16 protein-coding genes are annotated in these 24474 nt (G+C 64.7%); 10 read left to right on the forward strand and 6 right to left on the reverse strand.

The features are described from left to right. Window positions 1–277 precede the first annotated feature (277 nt). Window positions 278–1174 (forward strand): sulfurtransferase, encoded by an 897-nt coding sequence (locus tag SOM61_RS24790; protein ID WP_320476547.1) that lies wholly within the window; start codon window positions 278–280, stop codon window positions 1172–1174. Window positions 1175–1388: 214 nt separating this feature from the next. Here the strand turns inward: SOM61_RS24790 and SOM61_RS24795 are convergent, their stop codons facing one another. From SOM61_RS24795 to SOM61_RS24820, 6 genes are all read right to left on the reverse strand, one after another. Then, entirely contained in the window at window positions 1389–1988 is a 600-nt protein-coding gene (locus tag SOM61_RS24795) for a DUF4214 domain-containing protein (protein ID WP_320476548.1), read from the reverse strand. Window positions 1989–2186: 198 nt separating this feature from the next. Further along, on the reverse strand, window positions 2187–3536 hold the full coding sequence (locus tag SOM61_RS24800; RefSeq protein ID WP_320476549.1) for a TolC family outer membrane protein: 1350 nt from the start codon (window positions 3534–3536) through the stop codon (window positions 2187–2189). Between the two features lie 3 nt (window positions 3537–3539). Continuing rightward, entirely contained in the window at window positions 3540–4892 is a 1353-nt protein-coding gene (locus SOM61_RS24805; RefSeq protein WP_320476550.1) for an HlyD family type I secretion periplasmic adaptor subunit, read from the reverse strand. Next, window positions 4892–6667 carry a type I secretion system permease/ATPase gene (locus tag SOM61_RS24810; protein WP_320476551.1) on the reverse strand — a complete coding sequence of 592 codons (1776 nt, stop codon included), beginning with the start codon at window positions 6665–6667 and terminating at the stop codon, window positions 4892–4894. The genes SOM61_RS24805 and SOM61_RS24810 overlap by 1 nt, the downstream gene beginning before the upstream one ends. 248 nt (window positions 6668–6915) lie before the next feature. After that, complete coding sequence (locus SOM61_RS24815) at window positions 6916–8661, reverse strand: hypothetical protein (protein WP_320476552.1); 1746 nt, start codon at window positions 8659–8661, stop codon at window positions 6916–6918. Between the two features lie 386 nt (window positions 8662–9047). Continuing rightward, a complete protein-coding gene (locus SOM61_RS24820) occupies window positions 9048–10418 on the reverse strand; it encodes a FecR family protein (protein ID WP_320476553.1) in 1371 nt (456 codons plus the stop codon). A gap of 263 nt (window positions 10419–10681) precedes the next feature. Between SOM61_RS24820 and SOM61_RS24825 the strand changes: the two genes are divergently transcribed. The 9 genes from SOM61_RS24825 (at window position 10682) to SOM61_RS24865 (ending at window position 24473) form a co-directional block, all read left to right on the forward strand. Further along, the gene (locus SOM61_RS24825; RefSeq protein ID WP_320476554.1) at window positions 10682–12559 is read left to right on the forward strand and encodes a CHASE2 domain-containing protein; all 1878 of its coding nucleotides are present in this window, start codon (window positions 10682–10684) and stop codon (window positions 12557–12559) included. Then, window positions 12556–13800 carry a tetratricopeptide repeat protein gene (locus SOM61_RS24830; protein ID WP_320476555.1) on the forward strand — a complete coding sequence of 415 codons (1245 nt, stop codon included), beginning with the start codon at window positions 12556–12558 and terminating at the stop codon, window positions 13798–13800. The genes SOM61_RS24825 and SOM61_RS24830 overlap by 4 nt, the downstream gene beginning before the upstream one ends. 51 nt (window positions 13801–13851) lie before the next feature. Next, complete coding sequence (locus tag SOM61_RS24835) at window positions 13852–14262, forward strand: VanZ family protein (protein WP_320476556.1); 411 nt, start codon at window positions 13852–13854, stop codon at window positions 14260–14262. Window positions 14263–14270: 8 nt separating this feature from the next. Then, the gene (locus SOM61_RS24840; protein WP_320476557.1) at window positions 14271–15020 is read left to right on the forward strand and encodes a Crp/Fnr family transcriptional regulator; all 750 of its coding nucleotides are present in this window, start codon (window positions 14271–14273) and stop codon (window positions 15018–15020) included. Window positions 15021–15396: 376 nt separating this feature from the next. Further along, window positions 15397–16197, forward strand: coding sequence for an ABC transporter permease (locus SOM61_RS24845; RefSeq protein WP_320476558.1), 801 nt, complete (start codon window positions 15397–15399; stop codon window positions 16195–16197). Continuing rightward, window positions 16197–17420, forward strand: a complete 1224-nt coding sequence (locus SOM61_RS24850) for an ABC transporter ATP-binding protein (RefSeq protein ID WP_320476559.1) — start codon at window positions 16197–16199, stop codon at window positions 17418–17420. The genes SOM61_RS24845 and SOM61_RS24850 overlap by 1 nt, the downstream gene beginning before the upstream one ends. Further along, window positions 17417–18751: an FkbM family methyltransferase gene (locus tag SOM61_RS24855; RefSeq protein WP_320476560.1), complete on the forward strand. Its 1335-nt coding sequence runs from the start codon at window positions 17417–17419 to the stop codon at window positions 18749–18751. The genes SOM61_RS24850 and SOM61_RS24855 overlap by 4 nt, the downstream gene beginning before the upstream one ends. Window positions 18752–18753: 2 nt before the next feature. Then, window positions 18754–23049: a glycosyltransferase gene (locus SOM61_RS24860; protein WP_320476561.1), complete on the forward strand. Its 4296-nt coding sequence runs from the start codon at window positions 18754–18756 to the stop codon at window positions 23047–23049. Then, the gene (locus SOM61_RS24865) at window positions 23046–24473 is read left to right on the forward strand and encodes a UbiA family prenyltransferase (RefSeq protein WP_320476562.1); all 1428 of its coding nucleotides are present in this window, start codon (window positions 23046–23048) and stop codon (window positions 24471–24473) included. The genes SOM61_RS24860 and SOM61_RS24865 overlap by 4 nt, the downstream gene beginning before the upstream one ends. The last annotated feature ends 1 nt before the right edge of the window (window position 24474 follow it).

Raw genomic sequence — 24474 nt, forward strand, 5'->3', positions numbered from 1 at the left:
TTCGCCGGAAATGTTGGGCACGCACCACAGAATGATGCTTTTTTGTACATGCGATACACATAGTTAATAGGTTTTTTGTTAACGCAAATTTGACATCTCCTGCTACATTCCAGAAACGAAGTGCTTTTATTGCACTATTTACCTGTTATCGAATTAGCGAGTTTCCGTACGCTAAGCCCTTATTGTCGGCAAAATGCCGGTGCCGCGTGGTAGGTCTGACTGGCTGACTTATAATGTCGCCCTGTCTTTTCTCACGCCTTTGCAAGGCCTATCGACCATGTCTTCCCACACCCAGTACGTCAACATCGCCGCCTATAAATTCATCACGCTCGACAACCTGGAGCAATTGCGCCCGCAATACCAGGACCTGTGCAACGAGCTGGGATTGAAGGGGACTGTGCTGCTGACGCCGGAAGGCATCAATATGTTCTTGTCGGGTACGCGCGAACATATCGACCAGTATCTGGCCTGGGTGCGCAGCGACGCCCGCCTGGCCGACCTGGAATGGAAAGAAAGCCTGTCGGCCGAGCAGTCGCACAAGCGCATGCTGGTGAAGATCAAAAAAGAGATCATCACCATGCGCATGCCGCTGATCAAGCCGGAACTGGGCCGCGCGCCAGTGGTCGATGCCCCTACCCTCAAGCGTTGGCTCGACCAGGGCCATGACGACGACGGCGTCGAAGTCGTCATGATGGAAACCCGCAATGCCTTCGAGGTGGACGTCGGCACCTTCAACAACACGCTCGACTACCGGATCGACAAGTTCACCGAATTCCCGGCCGTGGCTGCCGCGCACAAACAAGAGCTGTCCGGCAAGACCGTGGTGACCTTCTGCACCGGCGGCATCCGCTGCGAAAAAGCGGCGATCCACATGAAGGAAATCGGTTACGACCGCGTGTTCCAGCTGGAAGGCGGCATCCTGAAGTATTTCGAGGAAGTCGGTGGCGACCACTACAACGGCGACTGCTTCGTGTTCGACTACCGCACCGCGCTCAACCCGAAGCTGGAACCGACCGAGACCGTGCAGTGCTTCGCCTGCCGCGCCGTGGTGACGCCGCGCCAGCAGCTGTCGCCCGACTATGTCGTGGGCGTGTCGTGCCCGCATTGCGCGGGCAAGCCAGCCCAGGGTGAAGCGCTCAATGCGCCTGCCGCCCAGCCAGCGGCCCAAGCATAACCACGTCGTTCCCGCGATATAAGCACGTCGTTGGCGCGATGTAAGCACGTCGTTGGCGCGATATAAGCACGTCGTTCCCGCGAAGGCGGGAACCTAATTTCCGCTGCAGTCCATAGCGTCTTTTCCATCAGCTCAAGCGACCTTGGGTCCCCGCCTGCGCGGGGACGACGGCTAAGTTGAGCTACAGGGACGACGGCCGAGTGGAGCAATACCGTTACACCACCGGCAGCGCTTCCGCACCGGTCTGCACGCCCACCAGCGCGGTTTCGCCGGCCGTATGCGCGTCCACGATCCGGTCGATCCACGCATCGACCACTTCCGTGTCGAGCGCATCGGCGGCGGACGACAGGTCCTTGATCGTGGCGAGGAATTCGGCCGCGATATCGATGTTGGCGCCGGCATAGGCAGCCTGTTCATGCGGCTCATCCAGGCGATCCGTGAACAGGGTCGCGGCGGCGATCTTGCCCTTGAAGGCGATTTCATCCTGCCCCTCGGCGCCGTCGGCGATCTGGGTCACGACGTTATCGATGGTGATCATCTTGTTATCGAGCAGGTTGGCCCAGTAGTCCACGCCCGTGGACTCGGCCTCGCGGCCGAACAGGTTCATGTAGACCTCGCTGACCACGGCACGGTTGTCCATGCCGGCATAGGTGTCGCGGTATTCATTCGATGTCGAAAACGAGCGCGACAGTTCATTCAGCGCATCCGGGTTCGCGTCCAGCGCATCCTTCCAGTAGTCCAGCCCGGCAACGTCGGCTGGACGGTTGAAATACGCGACGTACAGTTCCTGGATATCGAGTTCGGCGATTGCCATAGTTACCTCCGCTATTAATTGGTGATTTGATATTACTCAAAACGACGAATTAGCGGCGCACACATCGGACGGATTCGGGAAAATCACATCTTTTGAATGCAAGATAACGATGGTTGCTGCGGGATATGAGAAGTTACTTCGCCCTGACTGACGCTTGGGCGGATGCGGCCGCCTGCGGGCGCAGGCGACCGTCGCTGATCAGCGGAAGAAGGCTGCGATCTCGCGGATGGCTTCCGGCGCGATCGTGCCGGAGGCTGCGCGCAGGCGCATCAGTCCCACGAGGTAGGAATAGCGGGCCTGGGCCAGGTCGCGCTGGGTGGTGACGAGCTGCGACTGGGCGTTGAGCAGGTCGAGGTTGATACGCACCCCGCCTTTGATGCTTTGCTCAGTCGCCTTGACGAGTTCCTTGCCCGAATCGACTGCCTTGACGAGGGCATCGATCTTGCGACCGCTGCTCTGAACCAGGTCGTATGCGCGGCGCAACTCGACCATGGTCTCGTTGGTGCGGGCATCGAGCTCGGCCTGGACGCGGCCGTAGTTGGCCGCGGCCTGGCGCGTCTGCGCGCTGATCGCGCCGCCCGAATAGATCGGAATATTCACCTGAAGGCCGATCGAGCGGTTGAGCGTTTCCTGGCCTGCCACGGTCAAAGTCTCGCTGAGGTTTTTGCCGTAGGAAGCGACCATGTCGACGCGCGGCAGGTGGCCCGCCTTGTTACGGCCGATCTCGAGCCGCGAGTTTTCCACCGACAGCCGCAACGCCGCCAGCGTATTGTTCTGGCGCAGCGCCAGTTGCTGCCATTCCTCGTACGTGGTGACGTCCAGCGTGACAGGACGGAAGTTGGCGGCGATCTGGTCGAGCGAACCCGGATCCATGCCGATCACGCCGGCCAGCGTGTTGCGTGCCGCCGTCACATGGTCCTGGGCCTCGACCAGCGCGGCTTCGGCCACATCGAGCCGGGCCTGGGTTTCCAGCATGTCGGTGCGGGTGCCCTCGCCTTTTTCGAACAGGAATTGGTTCACCTTCTGCTGCTCGCTGTGCGTGTCGCGCTGGGCACGCGCGAGCGCCAGCTGATCCTCGGCGAACAAGGCATCCATATAGGTGCTGACCAGGCGCACCGAGACTTCGTCGGTGCCCGCTTCATAAGCTTCCTTGGCCTGGGCGCTCTGCACCTTGCCCTGACGGTAGCGCTGGATTGCATCCATATTGAACAGCGACTGGCGCAGTTGCACGACCGAGGAGCGGCTCAGGTATTTTGGGTAATCCTGCTGGAGCCGCCCGTTGCTGGTGAACTCGCGATCAACCCGATTCTGGTTAACCGAATGGCTGGCCGACACCTGCGGCAAGAGCTGCGAGCGGCCCAGGATCGCGTTTTCCTTGCCGCTCTCGTTCTCGTAGTAACGCATGCGGAACACCGGATCGTGCTTGAGCGCGGCCTGGTACGCCTCTTCCAGGGTGACCGCGCCGACGCTGCCGGCGCCGCACAGACCGGCGGCCAGCAGCGCGCCCGCCGCCAGGCCATGCAGGCGAAACTTGTTGATCGACGCCATGGCTTACTCCTCGCTCAGCGCCGAGTGGGCACGGTCCATGATCGGCTTGAGCAGGTAGCTCATCATGGTGCGCTCGCCGGTCTTGACGAACAGCTCTACCGGCATGCCGGAGCGGATGTCCATCTTGTGGGCGGCAACTTTCTTCTCGCCTTCCGGCGTGACCTTCACGTGCACCTTGTAGTACGGGGCGCCGGTGCGCTCGTCGACGCTGCGGTCAGCCGAGATGTACAGCACTTCGCCATTGATGTGCGGGGTCTTGTTGGTATTGAATGCTGAGAAGATCAGCTCGACCGGCAAGCCCGGATGCACCTTGTCGACCAGGTTCGTCGCCAGCTGGCCGTCGACGATCAGCGGGGCATTGCTCGGCACGATGTCCATCATCTTGAAGCCGGGCGGCACCACGCCGCCATTGGTGAACACGGCCAGGCCGACCACGACGCCGTCGGCCGGCGAGCGGACTTCGACGTTCGACAGTTCGAAGTGCTGCGCCTGCAGGCGTGAACCCTGGGCATCGACTTCGCGCTGGTAGTCGGTCAGCTGGGTACGCACTTCCTTCTGGAACTCCTGGAGGCGTTGCGTGCGGCGCATCGTCAGCTCGATCACCTGGCGCTGCGAGCGGCCGATATTGCCGATGTCTTCGGAGATCGCGCCGCCGAGCTGAGCATAGGTGCGCTCCAGTTCGAGGAGGCGGTTGCGAGCGACATAACCTTCTTTCGCCAGGTCACGCATGCCGCCCAGCTGTTCCTTCAGGAATTCGACCTGTTCTTTCTTGCTATCGCGCGATTCCTGCAGGCCGCTGATCTGCATCTTGAGGCCTTCGATACTGGCGTCGACGCCGGACAGCTCGCTCTGCAGCGCATTGGCGCGCGACATCAGGAGCTGATTCTGGGTAGTCATCATTTCCATGACGCGTGGCTCGCTACGGCGCTTCTCCAGCTCTTCCGGGAACTTGATCGTGCGGGAACCGTCGCGCTCCGCCGTCAGGCGGGCCACGGTGGCCAGTGCCGACAGGTACTGGGCGTCGGTAACGTCGAATGCAGAGCGCGCGATGATTGGATTCATGCGCACCAGCACCTGGCCTTTCTTGACCTGGTCACCATCGCGCACCAGCAATTCCTGGACCGTGCCGCCAGCCTGGTGCTGCACGGCCTGGCGGTTCGATTCGGTCGCCACGGTGCCCGACAGCGGCACACCCTTGTCGAGCGGTGCGAACAACGCCCACAGCAGGAAACCACCAAACCCGATCAACACGACGAACCAGCCGATACGGCTGAACGCTTTCGCATCGGTCTTCACTTCAAGCGGCGTCACGTCGTGGGTGATGACTTCCGCTGCGTCTTTCTTCACCAGCTTCATTAGTTCGATTCTCCGGTAGTCGCAGGCGCCGCCGCGGCGGAGGCGGGGGCGGTTGCCGCACGCGCTGCTTGCGCGGCTTCGATCGCTTTCTTGTTCGCTTCCTGGATTGCTGCCATCACTTGCTGGGTCGGACCGAATGCCTGCACCGAACCTTCTTTCAGTACCAGCAGTTTATTGGTCGCACCAAGGATGCTTGGACGGTGCGTGATCAGCACGATGGTCTTGCCACGGCGACGCAGGTCGAGCACCGCCTGGACCAGCGACTGCTCGCCGATCTCGTCCAGGTTCGAGTTTGGTTCGTCCAGCACGAGCAGCGCAGGATCGTCATACATCGCACGGGCCAGGGCCAGGCGCTGCTTCTGCCCGCCCGACAGGCCCCCGCCACCGTCCGCGAGCGGCGTGTCATAGCCTTTCGGCAGGCGCAGGATCATGTCGTGCACACCGGCGCGCTGGGCGGCCGTCACGACTTTCTCGGCATTGACGTCGCCAAAGCGGGCGATATTCTCGCTCACGGTGCCGCTGAAAAGTTCGATGTCCTGCGGCAGGTAGCCGATGTGCGGGCCCAGCTCGGCCTTGTTCCACTGATAGATGTCGGCGCCATCCAGGCGTACTTTGCCCATCATCGAAGGCCAGATACCGACCAGCAGGCGCGCCAGGGTCGACTTGCCCGAACCGCTTTGACCGATCACGCCGAGGACGTCGCCAGGGGCGATCGCAAAACTCAGATTGCGTACGATCGGCGTGCTCACGCCCGGTGGGGCCGCGGTGACAGCTTCGACGGTCAGGGCGCCATTCGGTTTCGGCAGCTCCATGCCCGCAGGACGCGCCGGATTGGTTTCGAGCAGCTTGGTCAGGCGCTCGTGGGCGCTACGGGTGCTGCTCCAGCTCTTCCACACGCCAATGACCTGCTGCACCGGTTGCATCGTTCGGCCAACCAGGATCGAGGCAGCAATCATCATGCCGGGAGTAATCTTGTTCTCAAGGACCAGCAGCGCGCCGAAGCCGAGCACCAGCGACTGGAGCGCGGTCTGCACGAACTTGGTCACGGCGCCGATCGTGCCGGCTTTCTGGCTGGCATCTGCCTGCAGCGACAGGAACTTACCGTGGGTCTTGAACCAGCGGCCCATCAGATTGGGCAGCATGCCCATCGATTCGATCACCTCGGCATTGCGCAGGTTATTGGTCGCCATGGTGCTGGCCGACACGGCCATCGAGTTGGCTTCCGACAGCGGCGCGCGCGTCACACGTTCGTTGACGATCGCCAGCACCACCAGGATCGCGGTACCGCCGAGTGCGAACCAGCCGAGCGATGGCTCGAACAGGAAGATCACGATCAGGTAGATCGGGAACCATGGCGCATCAAAGAAGGCGAACAGTGCATTGCCGGTCAAGAACTGGCGCAGGCTGGTCAGGTCGTTCAGCGCCTGGCCGGCATTGCCGCCGGATTGCTTCAGATTTTGCTCGAACGCTGCCGTATAGATGCGCTTGTTGAGCATCATGTCGAACTTGGCGCCGACGCGCACCAGCACAAAGGAACGCACGACCTCGAGCGCACCGACGAACAGGAAGGCGCCCAGCATCAGCAGGGTCAGCATCAACAGGGTGATTTCGTTACGGCTGGCCAGCACGCGGTCGTAGACCTGCAGCATGTACAGCGACGGGGTCAGCGCCAGCAGATTGATGACCGCGCTGAAGACACCGACGGTGATGAAGGTGCTCTTGAAGGCGAGTAAGGCGCGCTCGATTTCGTTTTTTTCGTTTAGCAGTTTTTTCATGGGCTGTAGTCTGAGAACAGATCGGTATCGAGGAGCACTCGACCGGCCCAGCAGTTTCCAAGCATCAAGTAACTGTTCGGCGCGCCTATTATGCCGGAAAACCTTTGCGTTTTGTGATATTCGTCACAAAATGTGAGTACTCTGACCACACTTCCGTCGTCTGGCGACGACAGGCGTAAAAAAACCCGCCACCTTGCGGTGGCGGGCTTCAATGCTTATGCAAGCCCGCTAGGCGGGCAAGGCATTAATTAAGCATCTTTCAGCGAGATCACGCCGTCGGTCAGTTGCAGGTCGGTTGCATCGACGCCCACCAGGCTGATGACGATGATGTCGTCGCTGGTCGAACCGTATGCAGCTTTTTCCACGTGGATTTCAGCGCGGTTGCCGTTCTGGACGAAGAAGATTTCCATCGCGGTGTCGACGCCTTTGTCCAGGCCGCCAGCGTTGAAGGTGAAGTTCTTGCCGACGTAGATCACGTCGTCGCCGCTGGTGCCGAAGCCGGTCACGGTCGAGTCAACCGAACCCAGCAGGAACACGTCCGAACCGGTCAGAGCAGCCGAAGCGGCGGTCAGGGTCACTGGCGCCAGGAAGCCGCCGTCTGCGAAGTCAGCAACAGCGACGTCACGTGCATCGACCAGATCAGCGTAAGCATCGACTTTTGCATCAGCAGCCGACAGAGCAGTAACCAGCTTAGCCAGATCGCTGACTGCTTTGGTTGCTTCAGCAGCGGTGGTTGCCAGCGGAGCGATTGCCACAGCAGCAGCCTCGTCGGCATCGCTCAGGTCATCGCTGATGGTCTTGTTAGCAGCGGCGACTGCTTTCACCGCGCCGCTTTGAACCAGCAGTGCGTCATTGTAGTCACGCACTGCGGTTGCCAGTGCGCCAATGCCAGGGTAGGCGGTTTCGGTGATGCCGCTGGCAACGGTGACAGCACCGGTATCAACGTTGATGCGAGCCAGCACGACTGGAGTGACGCCAGTGGTCGGAACAACGGTGATTTCTTCTGCGCCGACGGTAACGGCACGAGTGCCACCGATACTTGCTTCGAGGAATGCTTCAGCAGCGTTCTGTTTCAGCAGGGCAGCGTCTTCAGCTTTGTCTGCAGCGGTTTGAGCAGCGGTTGCACGTGCCAGTGCGTCAGCAGCGGCGACAGCCTTGGCGCTTGCGTCGCCGCGGGCATCTGCCAGCTCGTCATTTGCAGCTTTAGCTTCTTTGGTCAGCTTTTCCTGTTGGTCAGCCAGCGCTGCTGCTTTTGCACGGTCGGTGGTTGCAGCCGCGTAGCCAGGAACCTTACCAGCCAGGTTGGTTTCTGCGGTTGCAGCAGCGGTGTTCAGAGCGGATTCAGCGGTAGCAGCGTCCAGGTCGTTGGCTTTAACGAAGTCAGCGATTGCCTTGTCAGCAGCGCGCAGTGCAGCGATGCCGCTTTCCAGAGCGAACGGGGTGCCAGCTTTGACGACTGCAGCAACTTGTGCGTTCAGTGCGGTAGGAGCGATAGCAGCGGTCAGGGTTGCATCGGTGGTGATGCTCGAGATCCAGGTCTTAGCCAGGGCCAGCGAATCGGCACCAGCGTAGCCAGCTTGTTCAGCGGCGGTGTCCAGAGCGGCGGTGAAGGCGGTAGCGGCTTCGACTTTGTTTTCGAAAGCAACGCCGTCCGAACCTTGTGCGCCGTTAGCGACTTCAGCAACGATGGTGCTGACGCCGACGGTGCCTTTGTTCAGCAGGTCAACCCAGTACGCACGACCGTCGGTGGTCGAGGTGCCGCGGCCGAACAGGTTCAGGTAGATCTGATCGACGACTTGGGCGTTGGTCTTGCCGAAGTATGCGACGATGTATTCTGGCTGGGTAGCGAAAGCTGCCGACACAGCGGTGGTCGAGCCAGCTTGAGCTTGAACGACGTTGGTCCAGTAGTCCAGGCCTGCTGGGTCAGCAGGACGGCCGAAGTATGCAACGTACAGTTCTTGGACTGCTGCGACGTGGGTAGCGACGATTGCCATGTATAACTCCAAATAAAAGATCGATCGATCGAAATGTTGATTCAATGTTGCAGAGAGTGGTAGCCACCCCTGTAAGGCCAACGGACCGCATCATGACAGATGCCTAGCGAGCTCATGTGTGATGGCCGTCACAAAACAGACAAAGTTTTTAGCAAAACGGACAAAATCAGGACAAATTCCTTTTCCGAAGGAATTTAAAAGATAAATTCTTTGCAATTCTCACAAATTTACACACTGCCTCAGCTGAAATAACCATGATCTTCTGATTGTTACATCCTGAAACACAGAATACATTTTGTAATTGCCACGCATAAAAATATGCATATGGCGAATATAAAAAAACCCCGGATTTCTCCAGGGTTTTTCAATTGCGTTTCAGGAGTTTATCAGCGCCAGGTTGCGCCGCCATTCACCCGCCTGCGCTCATCTATACGGCCATCGAAAATGGTCGCCGCGGTACCAGTAGTGACGCGTTCGTTGCTCAGCACACCCTGGATATTCAAATAGCCCATACGGCCGTTGGCATCCCCAGAGAAGCGGCCATCGCCTCGCACCGTGCCTTCGCCACGCAGCTTGACCACATCGTCCTGGGTGGTGAGATCCATGCTGGTTTCAAAGCTCCGCTTGCCGAAGTCGATATTGAGCGCACCGTTGGACAGACTTGCGCTATGGGTGCGGCTGATACCCCCGCCATACTCGGTAATCACATAAGCTTCACTGCCGCGCAAGGTAAAACCGATGCTGCCATTGTTTGGCGTTACGTATTCCTTGCCAGGCGTGCGGTACAGCGCGAAATACCCGTTCAGTGCGATCAGCTCATTCTCCCTGCGTGCCGTCGCATAGTCGATCTGCGCCGGCAGCAAATTCACCTCCTGCCAGCGCCCCCAAACAACTCTTCGTTCCAGCTGAGGCGGCACAACGACCACTGGCGGATCGACAGGCAGCGTTGGAACCGGAGTCGGCGTCGGGGTCGGATTTGGCGCTGTCCCGGGATTAGGCATTGGCACCGGGGTACCACTTGGCGGCCCGGCCTTGTCGATCGCGGCCACCAGGCCAAGATTCTTCGCGGCTTCCACACTGACGTTTGGCTGACCACTACCATTCTTGCTCAACGGCTCATCCAAACGTGGCGCCGCCTGGCTTGGCCCTTCTGAACCAGCCTCCACCACCTGCGGCGCAGTTTGTCCACGTGTCACCTGCAGCAACTGCCCACGTTGTGCCGCACTCAGTTCACGGCTCAGCGAGCCTTCACACGGCCCCGCCCCTTCCGGACGGCAACCACCGGCAAAGCCACTGACAACAACACCGCCCGAAAATACCGACACGCGCGACGTATCGCTATCGGTCACCACAGTAAAATCAGTGCCGCGCACGCCAATGGCGGCGACCGGCGTATTGAACCGGAAATTCTGGCGCGCATGCTTGACCGCATCGCCCGACCTGCTGCGCGCAGTCCCGCTGATCAGCTCGAACTTGACCTTGGTATTGGCCGGGTTCCGCTGGTCGATGCGGTAGGTGACGATGCGCGCCTGCGTCTGGGGACGCAGGATGAACAGGCCGTTGTCGGCCGTCTTCACATAGATATAGCCGTCGGCGCCGGTCGTGAGCATCTGCCCTTCCTCGACCTGGGCGCCTTCCACGGCGGGACGGTCGCCTGCCTTGGCGGCGCCGGCGACAAAGATGATCTTGCCCGCCTCGGCGGCATGAGCGAACTGCGCGGCGCATGCGAGCGTTGCGGTAATGAGTAATTTATGCAAGATGGATCCCCTTTCCTTTCCACTGTACCGTGTTGCCTAGACAAGGCTCTGTGACAACCATCACATTCTATCTGAAAGGCGACACCAAATAGTTGCAACTTAGTTTGTTCAATTACCAGATAAACAATGCATCCCAGCAACCCTGACGATATACTTGGTGCCTCAATCCAACTGTCGTTACAACCGAAGAGTAGTGCGTGGCGCAACCTAGAACACAAGCACGGCGGCCCCGGGGTCGCTGGATCATTGCCGCGCTGGCTTTCATGGTTACCCTGTGGTCGCAATACGCGATCGTCGCGCCATTGTCGCTTGCTGACAACATCTGGACCCGCACCATCCTGAGTCAGGTGTCTTTCCTGCCCAACGAATGGTTGCGTGACGCCTTCCTGCGACTGCAGGTAAGCGACGCCCCCGAACCGCGCATCCTGGTGGTCGATATCGACGAAACCTCGCTGGCCGAGCTCGGCCCGTGGCCATGGCCGCGCGAGCGGCTGGCCCACCTGGTCGAGATCCTGCTCGCCGAGTACGCTGCGCGCGGCGTCGCGCTCGACATCGTGCTGCCATCGAGCAGCAAGGAACCCGCGGGCGACGACCGCCTGGCCCTGCTCGCCGCCCACGGCCCGCTGGTGCCGGCCCAGGCCTTCGACTTCGATTTCGCCGGCAACCGCCCGCAGCCGGTGCGCGACGGCCACCTGGGTGGAGCGAGCGCCCGCTATCAAGGCGGCGTGCCGGCCACCGGCTATGTCGGTAATTATCCGGCGCTGGCCGCGGCGCCGCACATTGGCGCCATCGGCTTCATTCCCGACCCCGACGGCTCCCTGCGCCGCATTCCGCTGGTGACCCAGTTCGCCGGCAAGCAGTATCCCGCCCTCGGCCTGGCCCTGCTCGATTGCTGCAGCGGCAAGCCGGCACTGGCGCTCGCCGACGACAGCCTGATGCGCATTCCCTACCGCCGCGACTGGCGCGCCTATACCGTGGTGAGCGCGGCCGACATCCTGGCGCAGCGCATCGTGCCGTCCAGCGCCAGCGGACGCCTGGTGCTGATCGGATCGTCTTCGCTCGGCATGGGCGACCGCGTCTCGACCCCGCTCGCCGCCAGCCGTCCCGGCCTGGGGGTGCAGGCCACGATCCTGTCGACCCTGCTCGACCGCCAGGAAGGCAAGCTGCCCGCGCCCTGGCCCGGCCGCCTGGCCGCCTGTCTGTTCGCGCTGGCCTCGATCGTCGTCTGCATGCAGGCTTTCCCGCGCCTGTCGGCCGCAGCCGGCGTGGCGCTGCTGGGCCTCAGTTCGGCCCTGTGGCTCGCCATCGCCTATGTATTGGTGCGCCACGATCCTGATTTCGCCCCGATCGGCCCGCTCGGCACCAATCTGTTCCTGCTGGCGGTGGCCGTGCCCTACCAGTGGCAGCAGGCCCAGCGCCGCTCGCGCCATCTGCTCCAGACCCTGCGCCAATACGTGGCGCCGGCCGTGGTCGAGCAATTGCTGCGCAGCGAAGAAGAAGACCCGCTGCGCCCGCGCCAGGCCGACGTCACCACCCTGGTGGCCGATATGGAAGGCTATACGACCCAGGTCGAATCGCTGCCGGTGGAAGAGGCGGCGAAACTGACGCGCGACTTCCTCGACTGCCTCACCGGCCAGGTGATCGCTCACCAGGGCACGCTGGATAAATACACGGGCGACGGCATGATGGCGTTCTGGGGCGCGCCGCTTCCCCTCGAGCAGCATGCCGACCTGGCGCTGGACGCCGCGCGCGAGATGACGCGCCGCGTGGCGGCCCTGAGCGCCGAACGGGTGCGCCAGGGTTACCTGCCGCTGCGGGTGCGGATCGGCGTCGAAAGCGGCAACGCGATGGCGGGCGATTTCGGCACCTCGTTCCGCAGCATCTATACTGCGGTCGGCGACAGCGTCAACACCGCGGCGCGTCTTGAACAAGTGGCGCGCGACTTCCCGCACGACATCATCATCGGCCCGGGCACCGTCTCCCGCAGCGGGCGACACCGTTTTCTCGCCCTGGGCGAGCGTTTGCTACGTGGCAAAGAAAGAGCGACTCCTCTGTTTACCCTCGATATGACCAACCCGGACGACGTAAGCGATCCGCAAGCCGCCGGCGCGCCCCGCGATCTCGCGAAAGGCGCGCCATGAATCCCGTGCGCACGATGGCAGCGCTGGCCCTGCTGCTCGCCCCCGGCCTGGCGCTAGCCCAGCCCGCACCCGCCGAGCCGACGCCGACCGCCGAAGAACGGCTCTACCAGCAAGCCCTGGAGTCGCTCGCCGAAGGCCGCAAGACCGACGCCTCGGACCAGATGACGCGCCTGATCGGCATGCTGCCGCAGCACGCCGGCGCCTGGCTCGACCTGGCCCTGATCCAGTGCAGCCTCGGCCAGACCAACGAGGCCGAACGCCTGTTCGCCACCGTCGAGACGCGGTTCGATCCGGCGCGCGAGATCCTGGAGCTGATCGCCGAGGCGCGCGACACCGGCTGCATGGCCTGGACCCCGTCCAGCTCCGGCGCGCTGAGCGTCACGCGCGGCGTGGACGACAACGTCAACCAGGGCGCCAGCAATTCGACCTTCGTCGTCGAAGGCCCCGACGGCCAGCTCGAGCTGCCGCTGCTGGAGGATTTTCTCCCTAAGCGCGACCAGTACACCCAGCTCGGCGGCGACTATGTGCGCGACCTGACCGCCAACGGCACCATGGGCTTCGTGCAATTCCAGGGCCGGCGCTACGACCGCATGCGCGACTACGACACCGCCTCGCTATATGCCGGCGTCGAGTCGCCATGGCGCTTCGGGCGCTGGGTGGTGCGTGGTACCGGCTCGCTGGGCGTGTCCGGCATGGGCGGCCACCTGTACCAGCGCCAGGCCCAGGCCCAGTTGCGGGTCACGCCGCCGCTGCCCTTGCCGGCGCGCACCCAGCTGCACTTGATCGGCGCCGCCACGCTCACCAAGTACGCGACCCTCGACACCTTCGATTCCGGGATGTTCGAGGCGCGTGCCCTGCTCAGCCACCACACCGGCTCGCTGAGCGCCAACGCCACCTTCGGCCTGCTGTCGGACCGCGCGCGCGACGACCGTCCCGGCGGCAACCGCCATGGCAGCTACCTGAGCCTGAACCTGCGCCAGCCGCTCGGCTGGAACACGATGGCCGAGCTGGCATATACGCGCCAGACCTGGGACAGCGCCAGCGCCTATTCGCCGGAACTCCTGATCGACCAGGTGCGCGCCCAGCGCACGCAGGTGGTGCGCGCCTCGCTGACCTACCAGCTGGCCAAGCGGCAAAACGTTGTGCTGGAAGCACGGGCGGTGCGTAATCGCGAGAATATTTCGATCTTTCAGTACAATAACCGCCAGTTGCAGCTGAGCTGGCAGTGGCTTTACCCCTGATTTGACCTGTACAATCGCCCCTTTGTAAGACTCTGAAGGGTGGTCGGCGGCATGGGGCTGGAAGCGATCTTGTTTGTCTGCGCCGCGGCCGCCGTGTGCATTGGCTGCCTGGTGCCGAACCGCTGGCTGCCGCCGCTGCCCAACGATAAATTTCTGCATTTCGCCGCCTTCGCAGTGCTGACGGTATTGGCCCTGCGCATCGCCGACAACGCGGTCGAGTCGGCATGCTGGCTGGCGGGACTGCTGGTCGGAGGCTGGCTGATCGAATGCCTGCAGACCCTGGTTCCCGACCGCCGCTTTTGCTGGCGTGATATGGCTGCCAATACCGCAGGCATCGCCTGCGCCGTGCTGGCGGTGACGCTCGCCGGCCAGACAGGCTTGACCTGGCCAAGCCCGGCAGAAAAACCTGTCGGAACGGTGACGACGCCGTCGGCCATGCCTCCCGGATTTGTACGAGACTGAACTCCCAGATGACTTCCACCACCAAGCTTTCCCAGAATGCCGAAGCCGCGCCAGGCGCGGCCCCGCAGCTGCAGGAACGCCAGATCCAGGTTCACCTGCGCAAGATCCCCTTGCTGGCCGACCTGGGCGACGAGGACATCGCGCGCGTCAAGACCGAGCTGCGCTACCGCCACTTTCCGAAGCGTTCGGTGGTGCTGCACAAGGGCGGCAGCGCCGATGCGCTGCTGTTTCTGCTGTCGGGCCAGTTGCAGGTGATCGACGTTACCGAAGACGGGCGCGCGGTCGGCCTGCGCATGCTGGCGGCCGGCGACTTCTTCGGCGAGATCGCCCTGATCAACGGCTCGACCCGCTCGGCGTCGGTGGTGGCCATGACCGAGGTGCTGGTCGCCTTCCTGCCGGCCTCCACCGCCCTGCACCTGTTCTCGCACTCGCCTTCGGTGGCGCGCAAGATGCTGGGCCACCTGGCGCAAAAAATCCAGCGCGACTCGGAATTCCGCGCCCTGCTCAGCATCAACAACACCTCGCGCCGCATCTTCACGTATATCGCGCTGATGCCGCAGGTGGTGGACAAGGACGGCAAACAGGTGGTCGAAAACCTGCCGACCCACCAGGACATCGCCAATATGATCAATACCAGCCGCGAGACCGTGACCCGGGCGCTGCTGACGCTGGTGCAGCAGGGTGTGGTACAGAAGGAAGCGCATCGGCTGGTGATCCTGGATCCGGATGCGTTGCAGAGGCTGGCGCAGGGCGGTTGAGCGGTTGAGCGGTTGAGCGAAGTTAGCACACGCTTCACCCACCACCACCAGCACGTCGTTCCCGCGGAGGCGGGAACCTAATTCCTTCGCCCCAGCCAGTGCTGCTCAACGCAGCGTCAGCGCCAGCACACTTGGGTTCCCGCCTGCGCGGGAACGACGTTTTGAGGCTGACAAAAGAACCGCTTAACGGTTGCTCCATAGCGTTTTTTCAACTTTCCACGCCCCCGCACCGATGTCAGTGTTCACTGACACGTCGTTACAATTGAACAATTTGTGTGCTGGACCGTGGAGTATAATTCCGCTGTTAACGACCCAGCATTACTATGACGACAACCCTCCCGCCACACTTCCTGGCGCCCTCCGACGCGACCGCACGATGATCTCGCCCCTGATGCTGCGTGGCCTGTGGGCCTACCGCGGTTTCGTGCTGGGCAGCGTGAAACGCGAATTCCAGTCGAAATACGCGAATGCGATCCTCGGCGCCGTCTGGTCGGTGCTCAGTCCGCTCGCCATGATCCTGGTGTACACCGTGATCTTCTCCGAAGTCATGCGCACCAAGCTGCCCGGGGCCGATTCCGGCTTCGCCTACTCGATCTACCTGTGCGCGGGCATCCTGACCTGGGGCCTGTTCGCCGAGATCGTCGCGCGCGGGCAGAACATGTTTATCGAGCAAGCCAACCTGATCAAGAAGATCAGCTTTCCGCGCATTTGCCTGCCCTTGATCGTGGTCCTCAACGCGCTGGTCAATTTCGGTATCATTTTTGGCTTGTTCGTGGTGTTCCTGATTGCCACCGGCAATTTTCCTGGCCTGATGTTCTTCTCCCTGCTGCCGGTGCTGGTGGTGCAGGTGCTGCTGGCGATCGGCCTGGCCATGATCGCCGGCGTGCTCAATGTCTTCTTCCGCGACGTCGGCCAGTTCGTGACGATCGCGATGCAGTTCTGGTTCTGGCTGACCCCGATCGTCTATCCGGCCACCATCCTGCCGCCCGAAGTGCGCGCGCTGATGGCGTGGAATCCGATGGCGCCGCTGATCGGCGCCTACCAGGCGGTGCTGGTGCACGGCGCGGCGCCCGACTGGGCCGCGATCTGGCCGGTGGCGCTGCTGGCCCTGCTGCTGTGCGTGTTCGGCATGCGCCTGTTCAGGAAGCGCGCCGGCGAAATGGTGGATGAACTCTGATGGGCACGATTACCGTTTCAGGCCTGGGCAAGGCCTATAAAACCTATCCGACGCGCCTGTCGCGCCTGGCGGAATGGATGCTGCCGATGCGCGGTCCGCGCCACACGCTCAAGTGGGTGCTGCGCGACGTCAGCTTCCAGGTCGCGCCCGGCGAAGCCGTCGGCCTCATCGGCATCAACGGCGCCGGCAAGAGCACCCTGCTCAAGCTGATCACCGGCACCACGCAGCCGACCACCGGCGGCGTCGCCATGCAGGGCAGCGTGGCGGCCCTGCTCGAACTGGGCATGGGCTTCCACCCCGACTTCACCGGCCGCCAGAACGCCTATATGGCGGGCCAGCTGCTGGGCATGACGGCCGACGAGATCACCGCGCTGATGCCGCAGATCGAAGCCTTCGCCGACATCGGCGAGTACATGGACCAGCCGGTGCGCGTGTATTCGAGCGGGATGCAGATGCGCGTCGCGTTCTCGGTCGCCACCGCGCGCCGGCCCGACATCCTGATCGTCGACGAAGCGCTGTCGGTGGGCGACGCTTATTTCCAGCACAAGAGCTTCGACCGCATCCGCCAGTTCCGCAAGCAGGGCACCACCCTGCTGCTGGTCTCGCACGACAAGCAGGCGATCCAGTCGGTGTGCGACCGCGCCATCCTGCTCGACGGCGGGCGCCTGGCGCGCGAGGGCAAGCCCGAGGAAATCATGGACTACTACAACGCCATGATCGCCGAGCGTGAGAACGAAACCGTGCGCCTGCAGGAAGCGGCCGGCGGCAAGGTGCAGACCGTGTCCGGCACCGGCGAAGCCACGGTGGCCGACATCGCCCTGCTCGACGAGAGCGGCGCGCGGGTCGAAGTGGTCGACGTCGGCAGCACGGTCACGCTCGAGGTCAAGGTGCGCGCCCATGCGCCGATCCCGCGCATGGTGCTGGGCTATATGATCAAGGACCGTCTCGGCCAGCCGATGTACGGCACCAATACCCACCTGAAGGAACTGCCGCTGTCCGACATAGCGGCCGGCGAAGACGTGATCTACCGCTTCGCCTTCCCGATGAACCTGGGTCCCGGCACCTATTCGGTCGCGACCGCGATCGTCAGCACCGAGACCCACCTGGTCAACAACTACGAATGGCGCGACCTGGCGCTGGTGTTCACCGTGATGAACATGCGCAGGCCCCATTTCGAAGGCTCGGCCTGGCTCGATCCGGCCATCGACATCCAACGCACATGACTTTCGTTTCCTATTCCCAGAACAGCGAGGACGTGCTCCTGTGGCGCGCGCTGGGCCACGTCAAGGACGGCTTCTACATCGACGTCGGCGCCAACGACCCGGTCGAACACTCGGTCACCAAGGCCTTCTACGACGCCGGCTGGCGCGGCATCAGCATCGAGCCGCTCCCTTCCTTCCACCAGGCCTTCGAAGAGCAGCGCCCGCGCGACGTCAACCTGGCCATCGCGGCCGGCGCCACCGATGGCGAACTGACCCTGTACGACGTGCCGGCGGTGCGCGGCTGGGCCTCGCCCGACGAATCGGTGGCCGAACTGCACCGCAGCGAAGGCCATGTGGTGGCCGAGCTCAAGGTGCCGGTGCGCACCCTGGCCGCGATCTGCGCCGAGCACGTGCAGGGCGATATCCACTTCCTGAAGATCGACGTCGAAGGCTTCGAGGGCGAAGTGCTGCGCGGGATGGATTTCAAGCGCTGGCGCCCGTGGGTGCTGGTGATCGAGGCCACCCTGCCCAATAGCCGCGCCACCAACCACGAGACCTGGGAACATCTGGTGACGAGCCAGGGGTATGCCTATGCCTGGTTCGATGGCCTGAACCGCTACTACGTGGCGGCCGAACATCCCGATCTGCTGGCGCTGCTGGACATCCAGCCGAACGTGTTCGACGACTACATCACCCACCACCTGGACAGCGCCTGGAAACAGATCGACGCGCTGCGCGCGCAGTCCGACCATGGCTGGCAGCGCGCCGCCGAACTCGAACGCCAGGTGCTCGATTACCAGGAGCGCGCCGAATTCGACGCCCGCACGGCGGCCGAGCTGGCGCAGCGCAGCGAGCGCCTGCGCCAGGAACTGGCCACCGTGCGCCAGGAACTGCGCGCCAGCGAAGCCCAGCTGCAGCAGGTCGAACTGCAGGCCCAGACCCTCACCGCCCAGCTGCACGAGACCGCGGCCTGGGGCAAGGACCTCGAACAGCGCCTGCTGGCCACCCTGTCGAGCACCTCGTGGCGCATCACCGCGCCACTGCGCTTCATCGCGCGCCGCGGCCCGGACGGCCTGGTCGGACTCACCCGCCGCAAGGCGCGCGGCGCCGCCCGCCGTCTGCTCCGCTGGCTGACTTCGCGCGAAGCGCTGCGCCGCACGGTGCTGCCGCTGGTGATGCGTTCGCCCAAGCTGCAGGCGCTGCTGTCGCGGCTGCTTACCGCCGCCAAGCAGGCCACCCAGGAGCAGGCCGCCCATGGCGCGGCCGTGCCGCACGCACAGCGTGAATTGCCGCAATCGGCGCGCGACGCCCTCGAGCAGCTGCGCCGCGCCTACGAACCGAACAAAGACTGACCATGCGCCTGATCATCGACTTCCACGCCCCGCAGGCGGCCCCCGCCCAGGACACGGCCATGCTGCGCAGCCTGGCCCTGTCCCTGCTCGACGCCCGCGCCCAGGCGCAGTCGCAACAGCAGTGGGACATCCACGTGGCCGTCAGCGGCCGCCACCCGACCGACGTCGACGTGCTGCGTCACGCCTTCGACGGCCTGCTGCCCGAGGGGCGCTTCCACGTCTACGCCCAGCCGAATGGCGACGACGCCTGGCGCCGCCACGGCGCGCATGCGCTGCGCGCCGGCTTCCTGGCTTCGCTTTCGCCCGACCTGGTGCTGTCCATGTGGCAGCCGGATGCCGATCCGGCTTGGGCCGGCTATTGGACGACCGGCGTGCCGCAGGTGCTGGGCGCGGCCGACCTGGCGAGCGTGCTGGCCGCGCCGCGCGCGCAGCAAGACCTGCTGCGCGGCGCCGCGCTGGTGCTGGCCGCGGATCCCGATGCGGCGCTGACCCTCGACGCCGTGCTGACGCCAGCGCCGGTGCTGGCGGTCGATGACGTGCAGGCCGTGTACCATGCACTGGAAAAGGCGGCAATGAAGTCCGCGCAGACCGCCGCAGCGCCGGCAGCGAAACCCAGCCTGGCGCTGGTCTCGCCGCTGCCGCCCGAGCACTCGGGCATTGCCGACTACAGCGCCGAACTGGTCCTCGAGCTCGAGAAACACTATGCGGTCGAACTGGTGCTCACGCCGGGCGTCACGCCCGACGCCGCGCTGGCGCGCTTCCCCCAGCGCGACGTCGATCATTTCATGCGTCACGGCGCCGGCTACGATCGCGTGCTCTACCACTTCGGCAACTCGAACGCGCACAAGCACATGTTCGCGCTGCTGCGCCGCCATCCGGGCGCCGTCGTGCTGCACGACTTCTTCCTGAGCGGTGTGCTCGACAATATGGAACGCGACGGCGACGTGCCCGAGGCTTTCCTGCAGGCGCTGTATGCCTCGCATGGCCACAGCGGGTTGCAGTACCACCGCGAACACGGCCGCAATCCGTCGATCTGGCAATTCCCATGCAATAAAGAGGTGCTGGACCGCGCCGCCGGCATCATCGTCCACGGCGACTTTTCGCGCCGCCTGGCCGAGCAGTGGTACGGCCCGGGCGCCGCCGACGGCTGGCGCACCATCCCGCTGCTGCGCGGCCAGGTCGCGCACGACGCCGACACTTCGGCAGCACGCGCCGCAGCGCGCGCGCGCCTGGGCCTGGGCGCCGACGACTATGTCGTCAGCAGCTTCGGCATGCTCGGTTCGACCAAGCTCAATCAGCGCCTGTTGGATGCGTACCTGGCGTCGCCGCTGGCGGCCGATCCGCGCTGCCGCCTGGTGTTCGTCGGCGCCAACGATCCCGGCCCCTACGGCATCGAGCTGCTGCGCGCGATCGCCGAACGCGGCGCCAACGCGCGCATCGACATCACCGGCTTCGTCAGCGCCGAGGCCTACCAGGACTGGCTGGCGGCCAGCGATTGCGCGGTGCAGCTGCGCACCCAGACCCGCGGCGAGACCTCGGCCTCGGTGCTCGACTGCCTGATGCACGGCCTGCCGTCCATCGTCAACGCCCACGGCGGCGCGGCCGATCTGCCGCCCGACGCCCTGTGCATGCTTCCCGACCTGTTCGAGGATGCCGCACTGACGGCGGCGCTGGCCGACCTGTACGCCACGCCGGCGCGCCGCGCCGCGCTGGCCCAGGCAGGCCGCGCCCACATCGCGCGCCACCACGCCCCCGGCGCGGTCGGCGCGCTGTACGTGGAAGCGATCGAAGCCTTCGCGCAGCACAGTGCTCCCGCACGCCGGCAGCATCTGGTGGCCGCGCTCAGCGCGCCCGGCACGCCGCGCCCACCGGGCGAGGCGGCGCTGGTCGAGACCGCGGCCATGATCGCCGCCAACGCGCTGCCGACGGCGCCGCGCCAGCTGCTGGTCGACATCTCGGCGCTGGTCCAGGCCGACCACAAGACCGGCATCCAGCGCGTGGTGCGCAGCATCGTACTGGCCCTGGTGCAGGAACCGCCGCCCGGCTACCGCATCGAACCGGTGTACAGCGAAGGCGGCAACCGCAGCTACCGCTATGCGCGCGCCTTCACCGCCTCGATGCTCGGCACGCCGCCGCTGGCGCTCGAGGATGCGCCGATCGAGGCGCGGCCCGGCGACGTGTTCCTGGGCCTGGACCTGGCCACCAATATGACCACCCAGAACCAGCCGCAATTGCTGGCGCTGCGCCGCCGCGGCGTGGCGGTCTGGTTCACCGTATACGACCTGCTGCCGCTGCTGCGGCCCGACTGCTTCCCCTTCGGCGCCGAGAAATACTACGGCGACTTCATCGACACCATTTCGCTGGTGGCCGACGGCATCGTGACCATCTCGCGCGCGGTGGCCGACGAACTGGCCGATTGGCTTGGCCAGCGTCCGAACCGGCGGCTGTCGCCGCTCAAGCTGTCGCACTTCCACCTGGGCGCCGACATCGACGCCAGCGCGCCGAGCCGCGGCCTGCCCGACAACGCGGCCCAGGCCATGGAAGCGCTGCGCCGCGCGCCGACCCTCTTGATGGTGGGCACGCTCGAGCCACGCAAAGGCCAGGCCCAGGCGCTGGCGGCCTGCGAACTGCTGTGGGCGCGCGGGATCGAGGTCAACCTCGTCATCGTCGGCAAGAACGGCTGGCTGGTCGACGCCCTGGCCGAGCGCCTGCAGGCGCACCCGGAGCGCGAACGTCGCCTGTTCTGGTTCAACGGCGTCTCGGACGAGATGCTGGTGCAGCTCTACGAGCACAGCTCGGCGCTGCTGGCGGCATCCGAAGGTGAAGGCTTCGGCCTGCCGCTGATCGAGGCCGCCCAGAAGGGCCTGCCGATCATCGCGCGCGGCATCCCGGTATTCCGCGAAGTGGCCGGCAATCACGCCTATTACTTCGAGGGCGGCAAGCCGGAAGACCTGGCCGCCGCCATCGAGGCCTGGCTGGCGCTGCATGCGGCCGGCAGCGCGCCGCCGTCGTCCGCCATGCCGTGGCTGACCTGGCGCCAGAGCGCCGGGCAGCTGATGGAAGCCGTGGTCCAGGATCGCCACCACGCCAGGCTGTCGGCCGAAGGCATGGCGCCGCAGTTGCTGGTGGACGTCTCGGCCATGGTGCGCGAAGACCTGCGCACCGGCATTCAGCGCGTGGTGCGCGCCCAGCTGCTCGAGCTGCTGCGGGCCCAGGGCCGCCACGTGCAGGTGCTGCCGGTGTACCTCAGCGACGAGGGCGGCACCTGGCACTACCGCTACGCGCGGCGCTACCTGCATGCGCTGATGGGCACCGTCGGCGACGGCGTGCACGACGACGAGGTGACGGTCGCCGCCGGCGACGTGTTCTACAGCCCCGACGTGTTCCCGCGCGCGGTGATCGAAGCGGCGCGCCACGGCCTTTATGCGCGCTGGCGCGCGGCCGGCGTGCGCGTGCACTTCATGGTGCACGACATCCTGCCGGTGCTGCGTCCCGACTTCTTCCCGCCCGGCGCCGACCGCGAATTCGGCGACTGGCTGCGCGCCATCGGCGCTGCCGCCGATGGCCTGGTATGCATCAGCGCCGCAGTGGCCGACGAGACCCGTGAATGGCTGGCGGCCAATGCGCACCAGGCGACGCCGGGCGACTACCTGGTGCTGCACCACGGCGCCGACATCGGCGCCTCGCAGCCGACCACCGGACTGCCGGACGGCGCCGAGGCGCTGCTGGCCGACCTGCGGGCCGCCTCCACCTTCGTGATGGTCGGCACCATCGAGCCGCGCAAGGGCCACCTGCAAACCCTCGACGCCTTCGAGCGCCTGTGGGCCCAGGGACTGGACCTGCGCCTGGTGATCGTCGGCGCCGAAGGCTGGAAAGGCTTGCCCGACGGCGCGCGCCGCACCATCCCGCAGCTGGTGGCGCGCCTCTCCAGGCATCCCGAACTGGGCCGCCGCCTGCACTGGCTGCAGGGCATCAGCGACGAGTACCTTGACCGCGTGTACGCGGCCAGCACCTGCCTGCTGTTCGCCAGCGAGGGCGAAGGCTTCGGCCTGCCGCTGATCGAGGCCGCGGGCCATGGCGTGCCGCTGCTGGCGCGCGACCTGCCGGTGTTCCGCGAGGTGGCCGGCGAACACGCCCATTACTTCAGCGGCGCCGACGGCGCGGCGCTGGCCGCCGCCGTCCAGGACTGGCTGCGCCTCCACGCCGCCGGCCAGGCGCCGCGTCCCGAGGGCATCGCCGGCCGCACCTGGGCCGACAACGCCGCCGAACTGATGACGAACCTGTTCGCCAAACCATGAACGCTACCGACACCTCCTCCCGCCCGCTGGTGGTCGACCTCGACGGCACCCTGATCCATTCCGACCTGCTGTGGGAAGCGATCGTGCTGTTCCTCAAGAAGAACATCCTGCGCGCCTGGCTGCTGCCGCTGTGGCTCCTGCGCGGCAAGGCCGGTTTCAAGGAACAACTGGCGCGCGAGGTCGACCTCGACCCGGCCGCCCTGCCCTATGACCAGAAGGTGCTGGAACTGGTGCGCGCCGAGCGCGCGCGCGGACGCACCGTGGTGCTGGCCACCGGCTCGCAGCGCATCTTCGCCGAACGCATCGCGGCCCACCTGGGCCTGTTCGACCTGGTGCTGGCCACCGATGACGGCATCAACCTGACCTCGCACAACAAGGCGCGCCGCCTGGCCGAGCTGTATGGCAGCAAGGGCTACGACTACATCGGCAACTCGCGCGCCGACCTGGCGGTGTGGCTCGACTGCGCCGATCCGTATTCGGTGCACTGCAAGCCGTTCCGCCTGGCCGACGGCCGCAGCACCGTGCATTCGGGCAGCGTGCGCGGCGGCGCGGCCATGGCCCTGCTCAAGGCGATGCGCCCGCGCCAGTGGCTCAAGAACCTGCTGGTGTTCGTGCCGATGCTAGCCGGGCATGAACTCGACCTGTGGACCTTCGAGGCCTCGCTGGTGGCCTTCCTGGCGTTCTCGCTGTGCGCCTCCAGCGCCTACCTGCTCAACGACGCGCTCGACGCCCAGGACGACCGCGTCCATCCGACCAAGCACCGCCGCCCGATCGCTTCCGGCGCGCTGCCGCTGCCGCTGGCGCTCGGCATGAGCCCCCTGCTGGCGCTGGCCGCGCTGGCGCTGTGCGCCAGCTACAGCGCGCTGCTGCTGGTGGTGGTGACGCTGTATTTCATCAGCACCGTGGCCTATTCGGTCTACCTCAAGCGCCTGCTGATGGTCGACATCGTCACGCTCGCCATCCTGTACAGCCTGCGCATCCTGGGCGGCAGCGCCGCCACCGCCATCGCGCCCTCGTTCTGGCTGCTGGCGTTCTCGTTCTTCATCTTCCTCAGCCTGGCCCTGCTCAAGCGCCACAGCGAACTGTTCAACCTGCACCGCGAGGGCAAGGAAAAGACGCGCGGGCGCGGCTACACCACGGCCGACAAGGGACCGATCGGCATCATGGGCATCAACGCCGCCTTCGTGTCGGTGCTGATCTTCATGCTCTACTTTAATTCGAACAACGTGCTCGACCTGTACGCCAGCCCCGGCTGGCTGGCTGGCATCCTGCCGCTGCTGGTGTTCTGGCTGGGCCGCCTGTGGGTGCTGGCCTTCCGCGGCGAAGTCAACGAAGACCCGGTGCTGTACGTCAGCAAGGACAAGGTCAGCCTGATCGTCGTGGCGCTGTGCCTGGCCCTGGCCGTACTGGCCGCCTATCCCTGAG

The organism is Massilia sp. CFBP9012 (assembly GCF_034045115.1).
GTDB lineage: Bacteria > Pseudomonadota > Gammaproteobacteria > Burkholderiales > Burkholderiaceae_D > Telluria.